The following is a 17,611-nucleotide window of genomic DNA, read 5'->3' as shown; positions in this document are numbered from 1 at the left end:
CTATTATGTTTATTGGATCTAGAAATTTATTTAAGTCCACACCAATGTCTGATGTATCGTCATTTGAATGTGCTGCTTCTTGAGTTTTATTTTCTTGCTCTTGCTCTTGCTCTTGCTCTTGCTCTTGCTCCGAGTAACTTGAAGTTGTTACTTTACTACCGTTTCTAGCTGAGAATTTAAAGTGATATTCATTTTTCGAGTAAGAAGTTGTCTTTATTGATTCTTTCTTATCGCCATTTTTGGCTAAAATATCGATAACACCAGAAAAAGTACCGCTAAATTCAACGACTTTTCCCTTTCCTGCGAATTCATTATTTACATAATATTCAGTATTTTCGTCATTAGATGTTAACAATAAAAAGTGCTTGTTAAGACCAAGTTCTTGTCTAATCGCTTTTTCATCTGCTTTCGAAAATAACTTTGTGTATTTTGTGTTTACGCTATATTTAAGAACACCTTGCATATCTAGAGATGCATCAACAAAGTCAAAAGATTTGATCTTTATAGAATCAATATCACCATTCATTAAAGAAAAAGATTGCTCTATAGAACGTCGATTTCTTTCTATGCACAAGCTAATCGTTTCGCGGGAACCACATTTTATTTTTCCACTGTATTCTTGCTCATGTAGGATTGATTCTTCATTGATTAATCTAGTTTTTATTCTATTATATAGTTCTAGTATCTTTTGGTTTTTTATCTTTTCTATTATCAATAATAAACCTTTGGACTTTTCCATATCACGATGCGATATTTCTAACTTGTTTTCACTTTCATTGAGTTGTTCATTTAATTCTTTTATAGAAGATGATGCATTTTTCAATGAGGATATAAGGTCGTCATTAGAAGTTCCAGAAATCAGTTCTCTCTGAATCAGTTCCATACTATCAGCAATATGATATTTGTTATCATCGATTTTTTCTTTAATACTTTGAACTTCTGACTTTAACTTATTGTAATTTTTAGTTAGGTTGTCAATATTTGCATCATTGTATTTATTTTCGAATTCTATGTTTATATTGGATAGCTCATTTATTTCTGTTGTAGTAAGTTTATTATTTGCCATCAATGAATTGGAATTTAATATTAAACATAGCATTAAAATTAATTTTCTCACTTTACCCATTTCCGATTTATTTAATATTAAAAAAACAACCCAAAATATCTTAATTTTTTAGGGGGGTAAAATGAAAAAATCATACTTTTTGTTTGGTTTATGTTGCAAGGTGGTTGATTAATTGTGTGGATAACGATGAGAGTGAATGACCTTAGTTGTCCAAGCATGTTTGAAGTTCATGCTTAATGAACGATTTAATTGTTTGTTTTTAAATGCTTTTATTTCTATTGTAGAGATTTGGTCACCTTAAGTGCAAATCAATAACGGAGATTATCAAAATTTACACAACATAATTTATTTGCAGCGCAGCCCCAAAATAATTTTTTTTTAATTCCTTACTAGAGCGTATATGTATAATGAACTCTCCATAATCACCTATATAGGATGCTCGTTATGCAATTAAATTATTGTAAGGCGTGCCATGAGCTACTTTCGTCAGAAATAAACGTTTGTTGTTATTGCTCTACTAAAGATCCATTCAACAAGAGAGCAAAGCGAGTAATATTTGGATGTCTGTTGGTGTTGGTGGTCGTTGGTGTGTATTGGTTATAATTGTTTATTAAATTCGCTGTCGATTCATCGGTAAAATATCGTTAGCATGGCCATTGATGACTGTTATATAAAGTTCCGTATTGTTTTTTGTATGCATATGTAAGCTTATATCCTTTTCTATTTGAAGCCGCAGCGGTGCTGGCTACGTTTGCTCACCCCACTCACATAGTTTGTCTATGCTCATGGGGATTTACTTACCGCCTACCTGCAACTCCAAGTGGTTTGGGTATAGAACGATATTGACTTATTATTGGTATCGATTGAACTAAAATAAAGCCATCGACTGGGGGCTCTATTACTGAGTTATCGGTTGACAGTTGCGCCGTAAACGCAGCGCGTAGACATAGCCTAGTATACCACCTGAAACATTCCCTAGCGCAATGCCAATAAATAGCCCTTCAACACCATACCAATAAGAACCTAACCAAGCTGTTGGCAGGGTAAATACAAATAACCGCATAAAGCTCCATTGAAAGGCTCGTATCGGTTTATGCAGTGCGTTTAAACCAGCAATCAGCATCATCACAATGCCTTGAAAGCCGTAGCTAAAGGGGACAACAAGTAAGTAATGCCATAGAAGATCGCGTACTGACTGTTCTTGTGAAAATAGTGCCGCTAAAGGGATGCTCAGTGGCACCATCATTGCGAAAATCATCAATTGGAAAACAACCGAGAAACGCATACTCATAAATAAACCCGCAAAGCTGCGTTGTGTATTTTTGGCTCCAATATTTTGTGCCATAAAAGGCGTAAGTGCAGACGTTAAAGACATCAACACCAAAATTAAAATCGACTCGATACGTTGCGCAGCACCATAGGCAGCGACTGCGGCTGTTCCATGGCTGGCCAGCATTATCATCAATAGTGCTCCCAACAGCGGGTTCATCGCATTGGAAAGAGCGGCGGGGGTACCTACTTTTAATATCTGTTTCCAATCATGCCATAAAGTTGGCAAATAGGGCCAAGCTAAGAGTCGCTCTCTTGTGACTAATACGTAAAACGAACCACATAAAGCACCTAGCCAACTAAAGGCGCTTGCAATTGCCGCACCTTGAATACCTAACTCAGGAAATGGCCCGTAACCAAAAATCAGTAGTGGGTCGAGCACACCATTAATTAAGCCTGATAACATCATTATTTTAGCCGGTGTTTTGGTATCGCCTGTCGCGCGAATCGCACTGTTACCAGCCATTGGTATAACCAATAGCGGAATGGTCAGATACCATACTTGCATATACTGCTTAATGAGAGGAATGAGCTCGTGCGTTGCTCCAAGTAGTAAAAATAGTGGTTCAATGGTAAGCAAACCGATCACGGAGGCGATCGTCACTAATATGACGGCCAGTAAGACCCCATGGCTAGAAAAACGCGCGGCATTTTGTGCATCGCCTTGTCCAAGCAAGCGTCCAATGCTGGTGGATAAACCAATACCAATGCCCATAGTAATGCAATTAATGGCAAAGGTGACCGGAAAGGTAAAGCTAATGGCGGCAAGAGATTGAGTACCAAGTAGTGAGATAAAAAAAGTATCGACCAAGTTAAACATCAAAATAGCGACTAAACCGAAAATCATCGGAATCGTCATTTGACGCAACACATCGGAAATGGGGGCTGTAAGTAGGCCGTGTTTATCGTTGCTTGCGGGTTGGTGCATAACTGACAGGCTTGGTAGGCAAAACGCTAGGATACAAGATTATGATCTTAGCGGCTAGGTTGGGAATGTTAGCCAATAAAAAAGGCCAGCAGAGCTGACCTTTTTCAATTAAAGAAATACGATGATCGTAATAATTATGCGTTTTTCGCTTCAGCTGCCGCTTTTGCGATAGCTGCAAAGCTTTTCGCGTCAAGCGCTGCGCCGCCAACTAGAGCACCGTCGATGTCTGGTTGTGCAAAGTAAGCTGCTGCGTTGTCAGGTTTAACAGAACCGCCGTATTGGATCACAACGTTTTTCGCAACTTCTTCAGATTTCTCAGCAATGTGAGCACGGATTTGAGCGTGAATGCGTTGTGCATCGTCAGCTGTAGCCGCTTTACCAGTACCGATAGCCCAGATTGGTTCGTAAGCGATGATAGCGCCTTCAAGAGCTTCAACGCCTTGAGTGTTGATAACAGCGTCAAGTTGACGTGCACATACTGCCACTGTTTCGCCAGCTTCGTTTTGTGCTTCAGACTCACCAATACAAAGAACAGGCGTTAGGCCATTTTCTTTTAGGAATGCGAATTTTTTAGCAACGAACTCGTCTGATTCATTGTGGTATTCACGACGCTCAGAGTGACCGATGATGATGTGAGTTGCACCAAACTCTTTAAGCATAGCTGGAGACATGTCGCCAGTGAATGCACCGCTGTTGTGTAGGTCAGTGTTTTGAGCACCTAGGATGATCGCGCTACCAGCTTCAGTAAGCGTACGCTCAGCAAGGTCTACAAATAGTGCCGGTGGAGCAACTGCTACGTCTACGCCTGTAACGCCTTCAAGTTCAGCGTTAAGACCGTTTAGTAGTTCAACAACCATTTCTTTGCTGCCGTTTAGTTTCCAGTTACCCATAACTACAGGATGACGCATAGGAATATCTCCATTAATTATCAAATATTAAAGCCAATGAATGTAAAAAATAAACGTGATTGCGAAAGAATATAACAGATAAAACTCAGCAGATCATGATGCGAGTCATGACTTTATTGGATCTTCATCAATGGTCTGTGCAGCTTGTCAGTGATCCCATCGGCAGAATAGTAGCCTATCACTCGGATTTTGCTCGATTAGTTGCTATACCCATAATCCGAAAGAATACTTATCATGCTAAACGGTTAACTCCGTATGACAGATCAGATAACCGATAAAAGGAATGCAAATGCCAAATCTTGTTATGGAATACTCAAACTCGGTAGATGAACGTGTTAATGTCCAAGGTTTGTTGGAAGATCTGCACCATGTGGCTCTGAAGTGCGGGTTATTTGATGCTGATTCGGTTAAATCTCGTGCGTTGCGCTGCCACCATTGGTTTATTGGTGAAGAGGGTGACAGTGTTGATTTTATTCATATTAGTTTTGAATTACTGTCAGGTAGAACGCCAGAACAAAAGCGTGACTTATCTCGTCAGTTGATGGAAGTTTTGCAGCAGCAAGCTAGTCAAGTAAGAAGCTTGACCATCAATGTACGAGACATGGATAAAGACAGTTTCCAGAAGGTCGTAAATTAACCTCATCTCTAATCTGAGTTAAGGTTAAATGAATCATTGTTAGGTAATAAAATGTCGATTAAAGAACTGCTATTTTCATTTCAAGGCCGTATTGGTCGAAAAACTTTTTGGCTATGGAACGTCACTTATTATGCGTTGATTATCGGTTTCGCTACCGTCGCTAATAAGATATTTCCCAATATTGCTTACCTTATCTTGCCAGTGTTTTTGTTGATTGTGCTCATTCCTGACTTGGCTATCACAGCAAAGCGTTGGCATGATCGAAACAAGTCAGTGTGGTGGTTAGTGCTCAATGTTCCGCTGGTTTTGGGACGTATGACGATGCCAATTGGCAATGCCGATGTGGCGGCTCAAGCCGGTATGATGGAAGCCTTGGTTTCTCTAGTCGCACTAGTATGCGGAGTATGGATACTGGTTGAGTGTGGATTTATGAAAGGTTCGCCAGGCAGTAATGCCTATGGGCCTGAAGCAGAATAAACTCAAACTTGATTAAACTTAAGCAGGCGTTGTGAGCCAGCTTAAGTTTATCGCCATCCATTATCGCGAGGTGTGAAAGGTACGATTTCGGCGCTAACCTTCTCTTTTTCAGATTCGCCATCTAAGGCATTTTGGAATTTTATCATCTGTTGACTAAGCTCGCGCATTAAGGTGACGTTAGTGTGAATGGGATTTTTGCACTGGCTGACGACTAAATCAATGTGGCTTTGTTGAGCCCAAAGTCTATCTTGCATATTGAACGAAGCAGAGAGAATCAACTCCTCACAAATGTCTTTTTTTAGTTGTGTAAAGGCTTCTGGGTTGTGCTGTGCAAGTTCAACCAGTTCATCAAAAGAGGGTAAAGCCTGTTTTTGAGGGGGCACCATATGTCACTCCTTTACATTTGGGTATGTTGATTATTTTATCAACACACCCAAAGCATAACTGAGGAACGAGTGCTGTGTTGGAACGAAATGCGCAATTCTTAAATATGAGACAATGCTAGCGAGTGGTAATTTTATAGGTGCAACGACGTTGACCTTGAATAATATGCTCACTCCGCTCAATGCAATGTTCGCTACCGAGCAGTGTTTGGAAGATATTCAGTTCGGATCTACAAAGGTTAGGGCAGCGGGTTGCGGCTTTGCAGATAGGACAATGGTTCTCGATTAACATGAAACCATCTTCCGTTGATTCCAATTCCGCCATATAGCCTTCTTGCTCACGTAGGGTAACCAAGGTATTCAATTTATCTTCTAAATTTTTGCAGTTGATTAACGCTTGTTGATATTGCGCCAATGTTTGAGCCTCGCGTTCAGCGGCCACCTTGGCAAGCCCCTCTTTACCGAACAAATGTTCAACCGCATCAATCACTTGGATGGTAAGTTCTCCGTGACGATCTGCGAATTGATCATGGCCTTTTTGAGTCAATGACCAATGACGAGTAGGACGCCCGACTTTTACTTTCACATCGTGAAAAGTAAGAATGCCATCATCTTCCAAACTTTGTAGGTGCTGACGAGCTCCCATGGTGGTGATACCTAAGTCATCGGCTAATTGCTTTGCGGTTACTGCGCCATCACGTTTTAAGGTTTGGAGTATTCTATCAATGGTTTTCATCGTATTCCTCTCATAACTTTATCTATTATGAAGAAGCAGGTTAATAAAGCAAATCATTTACTATGCCGCATAGGTAAGTGTTTAGTTTTGTGCGCATTAATGAGTTATTGACGACCAATTCGTTAATTTCGTCACAAAAAATTCTTATTTCCCCCTTGGGATTGCACTTACCACCCCCCACATATCTGTCACGAGCTGAGTAATCAGCCTTTCATAAACCTCACGGAAAATAAAATCAGGAGAGACGACCGATGAACATTCGTCCATTACACGACCGAGTTATCGTTGAACGCCAAGAAGTTGAATCTAAATCTGCTGGTGGCATTGTTCTAACTGGTTCAGCCGCAGAAAAATCAACTCGCGGAACCATCGTAGCAGTAGGTAAAGGCCGCATTCTAGAGAACGGTTCGGTTCAACCGTTGGATGTCAAAGTAGGTGATACTGTTATCTTCGCTGAAAGCTATGGCACTAAAACTGAAAAGATCGACGGTAAAGAAGTGCTCATTATGTCTGAAAGCGACATTATGGCGATTGTCGAGTAAGAGTGCGCATTGAGTAATTTTTGCTCTAATTCAAAAACGATTGATTAAAACAGAATTAAGAAAAGGAAATTAAAGATGGCTGCTAAAGACGTTAAATTTGGTAACGACGCACGAATTAAAATGCTAGAAGGTGTCAACGTTCTAGCTGACGCAGTAAAAGTAACGCTTGGTCCTAAAGGGCGTAATGTTGTTTTAGATAAATCTTTTGGTGCGCCTGTCATCACCAAAGATGGTGTTTCTGTAGCGCGTGAAATTGAGCTGGAAGACAAGTTCCAGAACATGGGCGCTCAAATGGTGAAAGAAGTTGCTTCGCAAGCGAATGATGCGGCGGGTGACGGTACAACGACGGCAACAGTGTTGGCGCAAGCGATCATCACTGAAGGCCTAAAAGCAGTTGCTGCGGGTATGAATCCGATGGATCTTAAGCGCGGAATCGATAAAGCGGTTATCGCAGCAGTTGAAGCATTGAAAGAGCTGTCTGTACCATGTGCTGACACTAAAGCGATTGCTCAAGTAGGTACAATTTCTGCCAACTCTGACACGAGTGTAGGTAACATCATTGCTGAAGCAATGGAAAAAGTAGGTCGTGATGGTGTAATCACCGTTGAAGAAGGTCAAGCACTACAAGACGAACTTGATGTTGTCGAAGGTATGCAATTTGACCGTGGTTACTTATCACCATACTTCATCAACAACCAAGAAGCGGGCAGTGTTGAACTAGAAAGCCCATTTATCTTACTGGTTGATAAGAAAATCTCGAACATTCGTGAGTTGCTACCAACATTAGAAGCTGTTGCAAAAGCTTCTCGTCCGCTGCTTATTATTGCTGAAGACGTGGAAGGCGAAGCTCTGGCTACGTTAGTTGTCAACAACATGCGCGGTATCGTGAAAGTTGCTGCAGTGAAGGCGCCTGGTTTTGGTGACCGTCGTAAAGCGATGCTACAAGATATCGCAACGCTAACTGGTGGTACGGTTATTTCTGAAGAGATCGGTCTAGAGCTTGAAAAAGTGACACTAGAAGACCTAGGTCAAGCGAAACGCATCTCTATCACGAAAGAGAACTCAACCATCATTGATGGCGCTGGTGATGAAGCGGCTATTCAAGGTCGTGTTGCTCAAATTCGTCAACAAATCGAAGACGCAACTTCAGACTACGACAAAGAAAAACTACAAGAGCGCGTTGCAAAACTTGCAGGCGGTGTTGCTGTAATAAAAGTCGGTGCTGCGACTGAAGTTGAAATGAAAGAGAAGAAAGACCGCGTAGAAGATGCGTTACATGCAACTCGCGCTGCGGTTGAAGAAGGCGTAGTCGCTGGTGGTGGTGTTGCACTTATCCGTGCGGCATCTAAAGTAGCTGGTCTTGAAGGTGATAACGAAGAGCAAAATGTCGGTATCCGTGTAGCACTTCGTGCAATGGAAGCGCCAATTCGTCAAATCACGACCAACGCTGGTGATGAAGAGTCAGTGGTCGCAAATAATGTACGTGCAGGCGAAGGTAACTACGGTTATAACGCGGCAACGGGTGAGTATGGCGACATGATCGAAATGGGTATTTTGGACCCAACCAAAGTGACTCGTAGCGCATTGCAATTTGCTGCGTCAGTTGCTGGGCTTATGATCACAACAGAAGCGATGGTAACCGACTTACCACAGAAAGAATCTGCTGGCATGCCTGATATGGGCGGCATGGGTGGAATGGGTGGCATGATGTAAATTTTGCATCATCCCCACTAATGTAAAGAACCGGAGCTTGGCTCCGGTTTTTTTATAATTGTCTTAATTCTGACGTTTATTCGAAGGCGGTATTTTAGACTTCTGGCTTTGACTTGTCATTTTTAGTGTTACCTCCTACATTGGAGGGGAAGGAAATTGGCTGAGTTGTTGATTCTTAATTAAGTGCTTGGTGAAAGCAGTTTCGTTCTGTGCTAGGCAATTACTTAATGGCTTTACTTAGTCAATAGTAAGGTTTTATCTATCAGTGGGGATATTTATGAAAAAAGTACTATCAATGTTAGCGGTTACTGCGGCTTTATCATCTTCTGTTGTCATGGCTGGTACTCCAGTGATGTTTTCTTCGATCAATAATTTTAATGCGCCAGATGAAAGCGCTGTATCAGGTCTGCGTGTTGCTGCACTTTATGGCAAAGTCGATGAAGTAAAAGGTGTTGATCTAGCCATTATTGGTCTTTCTGAAACCAATTCAACCACCGGTGTGAATCTTGGCCTTCTTGGTGCTTCAAAAGTTAACCAAGACATGACGGGCGCTTCATTAGGATTCTTTAACTGGAATACAGGAACAACTTCGGGTGCAAACATCGGTGCTGTTAACGTAACGAATGATGTGCGTGGTGCAAACTTGAGTTTTGTTAACTATTCAGAAGGCAATACCATGGTTGATGTTGGTGCTGCTAACTTCTCTGAAATCTCTACGGTTCAAGTTGGCGTATTCAATAAAACAACCAAAATTGAAGGTGTACAAATTGGTTTGATCAACTGTGCTGACAATGGTTTTTTTAAATGTTTTCCTATAATTAACTTTGCTAAATAACTATTTATTTTCTAAGTTAATATAAAATAGTAAGCAATTTTTTGATGCTGCTAACGTTTTGTTAGCAGCATTTTTATTTCCCACTATCTTTATTATGCCATTTCTTTCACATTGGTATCGTACTGTTTGCGATAAAAATATACTAGTTATGATTTTTAATGGTATTGGCGAATGCTATGTTTTATTGAAAGTTATTTTTCTATCTAATGTGAGTTGGTTTGAATTTAAATTGTTAATTAAATTTACATTTTTAGGAAATAAAATGAAACTATCTAGGTTAACTTTTTGCATTGCTTCGGCTTTATTTTGTACGAGTGCAATTTCTGCTGAGTCTATTACGTTAGAACAATATCAAGCATTATTGCCAACTAAGAGTGGTAACGTTGATTATAGTCTTAAATTAGCCGATCAAACTACAGTGAATTATCATTGTAATATTAAGGCTCAAGGCGATAAATTGGTTTTAGACCCAACGACATGTGATCAACGAGAAATTAACTGGAAAAAAATTATCCAAATAAAGTCAGCTTGAATTTATTGAATTCTGATTCTAATCGAAAAATACTGGAGCATAAATTATGGGCAATGGCATTTGCTCACGCCTCTATGCAGAGTATGGTTCAAATTCAATATGGTCTAAAAAAAGAAAATGGTACTTTCGATTTAGATAAACCATTTGCGACCGGTGAATCATTTGGTGAATATTTCAAAAGAAACATGGGTCCAAACTATTATGTTTCGAAAGCACTACAAGAAAGTTCATTAGGCGATGATTTACCCTCTGCGGAAATGGGTGATGGTGATGATGATGGCGTTCTTCAGGTTGAATATCCTGGCAGTGCTTGGTCTGAGCTTCAAGGTGCCGCTGAAGGTGGGTTCCCTGCCGTATTTGCCGCTATGGATCCTGAAAATACCATCAGTTCTAATAACGGGCCTGCCCGTAATATTTTGGGTTCTGCAATTACCAGTGCCTATTATAATGCTTCTGCTGTTGCAATTAATACGGGGGCTTTTTCTTGGCAACAAAATGAAACAGCGCAAAATGAACCTGGTAACCGTATCCATGAATTCTTGCAAGGTGCAAAGGACCCTGATGCACTCTCTATGTTATTAAGTTTTATGTATAATCGTGGTCCTTACGCTGCGAAAGATCAGCCATTAAAAAATGAAGCGACTTTCCAACACTGCATGAACGTCACTCAGGATTTAGAAAATGACTGGACTTGCTTTACAAAGCAGAATGACTTTGGTTCTCGCTATATTCGCCAGATCCCAGATGTTTCTAAACAACTTTCTGAATCTGGTAAAATTTATAATGCATCGTTAACATGGAATGATTTGCGCGGTTATATCCAGCTATTGAAAAATTATGGTTTTTATTCAAACCAAGAAATTCAAACAATAACCAGAGCTGTTCGCAACGTTTTTGAAAATAAGCAAGTTGATAACAAAATCAAATACGCGAAGCATTTTGGTAAGGTTCTTGAAGCGGTATTGACTAGCGTTCCAGTGCGGACTTTCGGTGAGCAAGGTGCTATTGACGCAACTAAGTTTATTCCCGTTTACGTGGATAAGTCTGTCTTGTCAGACTCAATGAACATGGTAGTTCGAAATGCAGATGGTACGATTTTAGTTAACGGTTGGGCAACACCAAATACGCATACAATGCTGCCACTAGATGCTTCAATGGTCACTTTATCGTATCAAGGTCAGGAATGCTCGGCGGAATTTGGCACTGTTTTTGCTGAAACTGTTGATAACTTTACTCCAAGTAATGAACCGACAATTCAAATTACCGTAGCACCAACGGAATCAGATTGTAATATTTATGAAACTGAATTTAGTGAGCCAGAAGCGGCACTTGAAGGTGTTTGGAATAATTTTACGGCTTATCCTAACGCTGGAACTGTAGTGGTAGACCCATTTAATAACTTAGAGTACCGCAGTAAGTGGTGGATTAATGCTGGTGAAGTTGCACCACATGATCATATTGGATGGGAATTGGTTAATTAAATATATCCTCTTCCTACTTGAAGCTGCAGCGGTGTTGGCTACATTCGCTCACCCCAATCACATAGTTTATCTATGCTCAAGGGGATGAACTCACTTGCCGCCTTCCTGCAACTTCAAATTGTTTGGGTATAAACAAAGACAGTAAATTCTAGTTTTTGATTCTATAAAAATGCCAGAATGAAGGTTCTGGCATTTTCTATCTAATTCCCATTGTTTATTTTATTGTTCTATACGCTTTTTATTTAATAGATGCGATGATTTCCTATTTTGAAACTTTTGATGTACGCCGCGGCGCAGACTCTTAAAGCTATTCTCAACTTTATCTACTCCATAAAGTACGCTCAGCACTAAAATGGTGATAATCACTGATTGTTGTAAGTACCCAAGACCAATCATCAAACCAAGCGAAGCGAGTACCCAAATAACCGCCGCAGAGGTTACACCATGGATCTTACCATCTTGAGTCATCATCACCCCTGCGCCCAAAAAGCCAACCCCAGTGATGATCTGTCCAAGAACCCGAGCCTGATCGAGCGTATTCGGTGACAAAGTTACCCCCATCGCTAGGAAAAAGTAAGTACCAGAAATTATTAATATCGAGGTTCGAATGCCTACCGGCTTACCCCTAGTTTGGCGTTCAATGCCGATTAATAGTCCATTGAGTGCACAGCAAAATAGAGCTGGCCAACTAAAAGGTCCGAGATTGAGAAATTGTTCGATGGGTTGCATACTGACCTCCTAAAAGATGTCGAGTATGCAGAGAAAGCAGGTATTGATCGAACAAAAGCTTTTGTTTGTCTAGATAAGCAAAATTTATGGCCAGAGACTCTGATTTGTCTGTGCCATTTTTTATCTATTCTAAATGCAAATCGAGCGGTGTTTTACTCGAACGACCGCCAATTTCTCGTGTTAATTTAGGAACTAAGTAACCAGAAACTTGTTCGATAACACCGGCCATAATATCTTTAGCTTGTTGATCTGAAACAAAAAAGTGCGCAGCGCCTTGAACTTTGTCTAATACGTGAAGGTAATAGGGCAAGATACCAGCATCAAATAATGTTTCGCTTAATTGAACTTGCGCTTTGATACTGTCATTGACCCCTTTCAGTAACACACCTTGGTTTAGTAGGGTGACATTAATAGCACGCAGGCGGTTCATTTGCTGTTTTAGCTCAAGGTTGATTTCGTTAGCGTGGTTGATGTGAGTCACTAGAATGACTTGCAAGCGAGTATCTTGTAGTAACTCGCATAATGAGTCGGTAATACGCGCCGGTATCACGACAGGCAAGCGTGAGTGAATGCGTAAGCGTTTGATATGTGGAATTTGGCTAATCGCCTCTATCAGCCATTTAAGCTCGTGATCTTTTGCCATCAGTGGATCGCCACCTGACAATATGACCTCATTCAATTCAGGGTGTGCGGCAATATAATCTAAGCTCTGCTGCCAAATCGTTTTGTTACCTTTATTCTCTTGATAGGGAAAGTGACGACGAAAGCAGTAACGGCAATTCACTGCACATCCGCCCTTTACGATCATCAGTGCACGGTTTTTGTATTTATGCAGCAGGCCTGGAATCGCGTTATTTTGCTCTTCAAGTGGGTCAGTAGAATAGCCTTGATGCCATTCAAATTCTTCGCTGAGCGGAAGCACTTGGCGTAACAGGGGATCATAAGGATTCCCTTGTTCCATACGTTCGATAAAACTTTGTGGGACTCGGAGGGCGAAAAGTTTGCGAGCTTCAAAGCCGTTTTGCCAAAGTGAAGGATCGATCTCCAGTATTTGTAATAAATCTGCAGGGTTTGAGATCGCATTCGTTAACTGTTGGAGCCAGTTTTGCTCAACAGATTCGACTTTTCGGGTTATTATGTGCGGCATTGAATTTAACTCGAAGAATGGTAAGAGGAAAAAATGGCTACTGTTAGCACGAATGAATTTAAAGGCGGTCTCAAAATTATGCTTGATAATGAGCCTTGTGTCATTCTCGAAAACGAGTATGTGAAACCAGGTAAAGGTCAAGCATTCAACCGTGTAAAAATCCGTAAACTGCTTTCTGGCAAAGTTCTGGAAAAAACATTTAAATCGGGTGACTCAGTTGAAGTGGCTGACGTTATGGATATCGACCTAGATTATCTATATAGCGACGGTGAATTCTACCACTTTATGAATGCAGAAACCTTTGAGCAGATCGCAGCAGACTCAAAAGCGGTTGGTGATAGCGCTAAGTGGTTGGTAGAAAACAACACTTGTATGTTAACACTTTGGAACGGTAACCCAATTGCGGTTACACCACCAAACTTTGTTGAGCTAGAAGTGGCAGAAACCGATCCAGGCCTAAAAGGTGACACTCAGGGGACGGGTGGCAAACCAGCAACATTGACGACTGGTGCTGTAGTTCGCGTTCCACTATTCATTACCATTGGCGAAGTGATCAAAGTTGATACTCGTTCTGGTGAATATGTAGGTCGTGTTAAGTAAATCATTACTTAACGATAAGAAGGTCGCGGTTGCGGCCTTTTTTGTCGCTGAACTATTTGATATTTACAGTGAACGACAAACAAATAAAAAAGCTGATGATTTCTCATCAGCTTTTTTGCTTTTATCGCATTGATGTTGGATTAAATCATGAAGATAAATACAACCGCTAGGGCTGAGATTAAACCAGCAAAAGCGTAACAAGCAATTTTACCAACGATGCCAGTATGGAATTTTAAGTCATGCATACCGTGGTGAACACGGTGCATGGCATGCCACATTGGTAACGCTAATGTGCCAATGATGAACAGTGCACCGATAATGCTAGTTGCAAAGTTTGCAACACGTTCATAGCTCATAGCTTGTTCGTCAATAATACCGAGTGGCGCTAGAATACCCAACACTAAAATAGTGATTGGCGTGATCATAGCAAACCATGTACCACCAGCACCAAATAGCCCCCACCACACTGGTTCGTCAGAACGTTTTGGGGTGCGATTTACCTTATAATTGTTATTCATACTATAAGCTCCTTACACCACAATCAGAACGATGAGAGAAATAAACGCAACCGCTGCCCACTGAGTGAGTACGATGATTTTTTTGTCGACCAACTTACCTTTCAGACGAATAGGCATTACTTGCGGCATCATGCTGAAGAAGGTTTGAGCATGCAGTAAACTGCCCGCTAAAGCGACGATGTTGATGGCAACCACAATTGGGTTTGCCATAAAGCTTAGCCAGCCTTGCCACGCTTCAGGGCCCTTGACCAAACAACCCAAACCGAAAGTTAGGAATAGGGTAAATAGAATCAAAGGTAAAACAGTGGCTTCACGCATCATGTAGAAGCGGTAGAAAGGATGATCTTTCCACCAAGTACGCTTCATTTCACGTACGTAAGGTTTACGGTTACTCATGATTACGCCTCCCCTGAATCTTTGTCTGAATGGCTAGTTGAACCGTCAGGTTTTAGCATCGCAATGACAAAATCCATCGAAGACTCTACTTTACCTTGGTTTACTGCTGCTGCTGGGTCTACGTGTTTCGGGCAGACCTCAGAGCAATAACCAACAAAGGTACAACCCCAAGCACCATTATCACCATTGATAAGCTTCATACGTTCAGCTTTACCATTATCACGGCTGTCTAAGTTATAGCGATGCGCAAGTGTTAATGCTGCAGGGCCAATGAACTCAGGGTTTAGACCAAACTGAGGGCAAGCCGCGTAGCAAAGACCACAGTTGATGCAGCCTGCGAACTGTTTGTATTTCGCCATTTGCTCTGGCGTTTGCAGGTTGGTGCCATCTTCAGGCTTACGATCGTTACCGATGATGTAAGGTTTAATCGCTTCAAGACGTTCGATGAACGGCGTCATATCAACAATTAAATCTTTTTCGATAGGGAAGTTGGCTAATGGCTCAATCTTCACCCCATTCGGGTAGTCACGTAGGAAACTCTTACAAGCCAGTTTTGGTACACCATTCACCATCACACCACATGAACCACAAATCGCCATGCGGCAAGACCAACGGTAAGAGAGGTCTTTATCTAGGTGATCTTTGATGTAGCCAATGGCGTCGAGTACTGACATGGTTTCATCAAAGGGTACTTCAAAGGCTTGTAGATGCGGCTCAGCATCCGCTTCTGGGTCGTAGCGTAAAATATCTACTTTTTGAATACGATTTGCTGACATTATTTTTGCTCCTCTGCGCGTTTGTCTTCGGCAGCTTTTTCTGCCGCGGCCGCTTGTTCTGCGGCTTCACCATATAGACGCGCTTTCGGTTGTGACTTGGTGATTTTCACATCGCTGTAATCGATGGTTGGCGCTGCATCTGGTTGGTAGAAAGCCAAAGAGTGTTTCAGGAAGTTGACGTCATCACGCTCTGTACAACCTTCATCCAAACGTTGGTGAGCACCACGAGACTCTTTACGTAAAATCGCAGAGTGCGCCATCGCTTCGGCAACTTCTAAGCCGTAGCCAACTTCAATCGCGTAAAGCAAGTCAGTGTTGAATACTTTGCCTTTATCTTTGATGCTGATGCGCTTGTAACGCTCTTTAAGCTCGGTGATTTTATCGATCGTCGCTTGCATTAAATCTTCTTGGCGGTAGATACCACAACCTGCTTCCATGGTGTGACCCATTTCAGTACGGATAGTGGCCCAGTTTTCATCGCCTTCTTGGTTCATCAAGGCAGCAATACGCTCTTCAACCGTTTTCACTTGTTTAGCGATAGATTCATCGTTCCAACCTTTAAACTCAGCAGCACGTTTCACCGCTTGTTCACCAGCAACGCGGCCAAATACCACGAATTCAGCAAGAGAGTTTGAACCTAAGCGGTTTGCACCATGAAGACCAACGGATGCACATTCGCCGACCGCAAATAGGCCTTTAATACGCGTTTCGCATTGACCATCGGTCTCAATACCACCCATGGTGTAGTGCACGGTAGGGCGAATTGGGATCGGCTCTTTGGCTGGGTCGACATTGACGTAAGCTTTAGCTAGCTCACAAATGAACGGTAGACGTTCTTGTAAGTACTCTTCACCTAGGTGGCGAAGGTCAAGATGCACTACATCACCCAGTGGGTGTTTGATAGTGTTGCCTTTTTGCTGTTCATGCCAGAACGCTTGAGAAACTTTATCGCGAGGACCCAGTTCCATATATTTGTTTTTTGGCTGACCAACGGGAGTTTCAGGGCCCATGCCGTAATCTTGCAGATAACGGTAGCCATTTTTGTTGACGATAATACCGCCTTCACCACGACAACCTTCGGTCATCAAAATACCAGTACCCGGTAAGCCTGTTGGGTGGTATTGAACAAATTCCATATCGCGCAGAGGAACACCGTGACGATAAGCCATCGCCATGCCGTCACCTGTTACGATACCGCCATTGGTATTACAGTGGTAAACACGGCCTGCGCCACCGGTTGCCAATACAACAGATTTCGCTTTAATAGTAACCAATTCACCTTCAGACATGTGAATGGCGATAAGGCCTTGTACTTCACCGTCTTCAACAAGCAGATCAACCACAAAGTACTCATCAAAGCGGTTGATTTGTGGATATTTCATTGAAGTTTGGAAGAGGGTGTGAAGCATGTGGAAGCCGGTTTTATCTGCCGCAAACCAGGTGCGTTCAACTTTCATACCACCAAAGCGGCGTACGTTGACTTCACCATTTTCTTTACGGCTCCATGGGCAGCCCCATTGCTCCATTTGCACCATTTCGCGCGTCGAATTGGCAACAAAGTATTCAACAACATCCTGTTCACATAGCCAGTCACCTCCGCCAACGGTATCGTTGAAGTGGTTATCTAGGCTATCTTCTTCCTTGATAACTGCCGCTGAGCCACCTTCTGCTGCGACCGTATGAGAACGCATTGGATAGACTTTTGAAATCAGAGCGACTTCTAAATCAGGGTTTGCTTCAGCTGCTGCAATTGCAGTACGAAGACCAGCGCCGCCTGCGCCGATGACTGCGATATCTGTGGTGATAATTTGCACAGTTATCCTCCAGTGAGTGATGCGGAAATTCCGCTTGTTATAATTAAAAGCTAATAAGCCTTAC

Annotated in this window: 19 protein-coding genes; 8 read left to right on the top strand and 11 right to left on the bottom strand. The window is 41.8% G+C overall.

The features are described 5' to 3' along the window. The 3 genes from HGG78_RS01645 to tpiA all read right to left on the bottom strand — a co-directional run. A partial coding sequence (locus HGG78_RS01645) for a hypothetical protein (RefSeq protein WP_172531900.1) occupies positions 1-1,066 on the bottom strand: 1,066 nt, incomplete at its 3' end. An 898-nt stretch (positions 1,067-1,964) separates the two neighbouring features. Next, the gene (locus HGG78_RS01640; protein ID WP_171981459.1) at positions 1,965-3,323 is read right to left on the bottom strand and encodes an MATE family efflux transporter; all 1,359 of its coding nucleotides are present in this window, start codon (positions 3,321-3,323) and stop codon (positions 1,965-1,967) included. 134 nt (positions 3,324-3,457) lie between these two features. After that, the gene (tpiA, locus tag HGG78_RS01635; RefSeq protein WP_172531899.1) at positions 3,458-4,231 is read right to left on the bottom strand and encodes a triose-phosphate isomerase; all 774 of its coding nucleotides are present in this window, start codon (positions 4,229-4,231) and stop codon (positions 3,458-3,460) included. A gap of 289 nt (positions 4,232-4,520) precedes the next feature. Here tpiA and HGG78_RS01630 point away from each other — a divergent pair, with 289 nt between their 5' ends. Together HGG78_RS01630 and HGG78_RS01625 are read left to right on the top strand one after the other, a co-directional pair. Next, on the top strand, positions 4,521-4,868 hold the full coding sequence (locus tag HGG78_RS01630) for a 5-carboxymethyl-2-hydroxymuconate Delta-isomerase (RefSeq protein ID WP_053309600.1): 348 nt from the start codon (positions 4,521-4,523) through the stop codon (positions 4,866-4,868). Positions 4,869-4,919: 51 nt separating this feature from the next. Continuing rightward, positions 4,920-5,345 (top strand): DUF805 domain-containing protein, encoded by a 426-nt coding sequence (locus HGG78_RS01625; protein ID WP_053309599.1) that lies wholly within the window; start codon positions 4,920-4,922, stop codon positions 5,343-5,345. Positions 5,346-5,392: 47 nt separating this feature from the next. Here HGG78_RS01625 and HGG78_RS01620 read toward each other — a convergent pair whose 3' ends face one another. Together HGG78_RS01620 and HGG78_RS01615 are read right to left on the bottom strand one after the other, a co-directional pair. Beyond that, a complete protein-coding gene (locus HGG78_RS01620; protein WP_172531898.1) occupies positions 5,393-5,731 on the bottom strand; it encodes a DUF3135 domain-containing protein in 339 nt (112 codons plus the stop codon). 115 nt (positions 5,732-5,846) lie between these two features. After that, positions 5,847-6,464 (bottom strand): helix-turn-helix transcriptional regulator, encoded by a 618-nt coding sequence (locus HGG78_RS01615; protein ID WP_172531897.1) that lies wholly within the window; start codon positions 6,462-6,464, stop codon positions 5,847-5,849. Positions 6,465-6,715: 251 nt separating this feature from the next. Here HGG78_RS01615 and HGG78_RS01610 point away from each other — a divergent pair, with 251 nt between their 5' ends. The 5 genes from HGG78_RS01610 (at position 6,716) to HGG78_RS01590 (ending at position 11,567) form a co-directional block, all read left to right on the top strand. Next, entirely contained in the window at positions 6,716-7,006 is a 291-nt protein-coding gene (locus tag HGG78_RS01610) for a co-chaperone GroES (protein WP_053309596.1), read from the top strand. 75 nt (positions 7,007-7,081) lie between these two features. Then, a complete protein-coding gene (gene groL, locus HGG78_RS01605; RefSeq protein ID WP_053309595.1) occupies positions 7,082-8,719 on the top strand; it encodes a chaperonin GroEL in 1,638 nt (545 codons plus the stop codon). 277 nt (positions 8,720-8,996) lie between these two features. After that, positions 8,997-9,554 carry a VC2662 family protein gene (locus HGG78_RS01600; protein WP_172531896.1) on the top strand — a complete coding sequence of 186 codons (558 nt, stop codon included), beginning with the start codon at positions 8,997-8,999 and terminating at the stop codon, positions 9,552-9,554. A gap of 58 nt (positions 9,555-9,612) precedes the next feature. Next, complete coding sequence (locus HGG78_RS01595; RefSeq protein ID WP_172531895.1) at positions 9,613-10,086, top strand: hypothetical protein; 474 nt, start codon at positions 9,613-9,615, stop codon at positions 10,084-10,086. A 53-nt stretch (positions 10,087-10,139) separates the two neighbouring features. After that, positions 10,140-11,567 carry a hypothetical protein gene (locus HGG78_RS01590; RefSeq protein ID WP_172531894.1) on the top strand — a complete coding sequence of 476 codons (1,428 nt, stop codon included), beginning with the start codon at positions 10,140-10,142 and terminating at the stop codon, positions 11,565-11,567. A 219-nt stretch (positions 11,568-11,786) separates the two neighbouring features. Here HGG78_RS01590 and HGG78_RS01585 read toward each other — a convergent pair whose 3' ends face one another. Together HGG78_RS01585 and epmB are read right to left on the bottom strand one after the other, a co-directional pair. Then, on the bottom strand, positions 11,787-12,296 hold the full coding sequence (locus tag HGG78_RS01585; protein WP_172531893.1) for an MgtC/SapB family protein: 510 nt from the start codon (positions 12,294-12,296) through the stop codon (positions 11,787-11,789). Between the two features lie 124 nt (positions 12,297-12,420). Next, entirely contained in the window at positions 12,421-13,443 is a 1,023-nt protein-coding gene (gene epmB / locus HGG78_RS01580) for an EF-P beta-lysylation protein EpmB (RefSeq protein ID WP_172531892.1), read from the bottom strand. Between the two features lie 33 nt (positions 13,444-13,476). On the opposite strand from epmB, the gene efp reads away from it, so the two are divergent. Then, positions 13,477-14,043, top strand: a complete 567-nt coding sequence (gene efp, locus HGG78_RS01575) for an elongation factor P (RefSeq protein WP_172531891.1) — start codon at positions 13,477-13,479, stop codon at positions 14,041-14,043. A gap of 140 nt (positions 14,044-14,183) precedes the next feature. On the opposite strand, the gene frdD is transcribed toward efp, so the two are convergent. The 4 genes from frdD to frdA are packed head-to-tail and all read right to left on the bottom strand — an operon-like array spanning position 14,184 to position 17,547. Next, positions 14,184-14,561, bottom strand: coding sequence for a fumarate reductase subunit FrdD (frdD, locus tag HGG78_RS01570; RefSeq protein WP_172531890.1), 378 nt, complete (start codon positions 14,559-14,561; stop codon positions 14,184-14,186). Positions 14,562-14,573: 12 nt separating this feature from the next. Then, positions 14,574-14,957: a fumarate reductase subunit FrdC gene (frdC, locus tag HGG78_RS01565; protein WP_053309588.1), complete on the bottom strand. Its 384-nt coding sequence runs from the start codon at positions 14,955-14,957 to the stop codon at positions 14,574-14,576. Between the two features lie 2 nt (positions 14,958-14,959). Beyond that, positions 14,960-15,733, bottom strand: coding sequence for a succinate dehydrogenase/fumarate reductase iron-sulfur subunit (locus tag HGG78_RS01560; RefSeq protein WP_053309587.1), 774 nt, complete (start codon positions 15,731-15,733; stop codon positions 14,960-14,962). Next, positions 15,733-17,547: a fumarate reductase (quinol) flavoprotein subunit gene (gene frdA, locus HGG78_RS01555; protein WP_172531889.1), complete on the bottom strand. Its 1,815-nt coding sequence runs from the start codon at positions 17,545-17,547 to the stop codon at positions 15,733-15,735. The genes HGG78_RS01560 and frdA overlap by 1 nt, the downstream gene beginning before the upstream one ends. Positions 17,548-17,611: the final 64 nt, after the last annotated feature.

Origin of the sequence: Vibrio aestuarianus (assembly GCF_012395185.1) — a bacterium.
GTDB classification, from domain to species: Bacteria; Pseudomonadota; Gammaproteobacteria; order Enterobacterales; family Vibrionaceae; genus Vibrio; species Vibrio aestuarianus.
This window is presented reverse-complemented; position numbering and strand designations above follow the sequence as displayed.